At 64.2% G+C, this 358-nt stretch carries 1 pseudogene; it reads left to right on the top strand.

The features are described from left to right. Nucleotides 1-358, top strand: a pseudogene (locus tag ACF8FB_RS06970) (damage-inducible protein CinA); the annotation flags it as partial.

Consider the following 358-nt stretch of genomic DNA (forward strand, 5'->3'; position numbering starts at 1 on the left):
CGCATCGGCATGAACCCGATGATCCTGGCGACCGTATCGATGCTGTCATTGAGCATCATGAGCGGCATGAGCCCGTGGGGTGGTCCCGCCACCCGTGCCATTGCCGCGCTCGGCCTGGATGCGACCGAATACTTCATTCCGATGTTGCCCACCGTCATCGGTGGGGCGGCGTGGGTCGTGTTCACCGCCTACCTGCTGGGCCGTGCCGAGCGCCGGCGTATCGGCAATATTGCCCTGGAGTCCGGTGGCGGCAACTGCTACATCAAGGAAATCCTCGGCGACAACCCGCACAAGCGCCCGCGCCTTGCCTATGTGAACCTGGTGCTGGTGATCGCCGTGATGACCGCGCTGGTGCTGG

The organism is Pseudomonas sp. yb_2, assembly GCF_043103905.1.
Classification (GTDB): domain Bacteria; phylum Pseudomonadota; class Gammaproteobacteria; order Pseudomonadales; family Pseudomonadaceae; genus Aquipseudomonas; species Aquipseudomonas alloputida.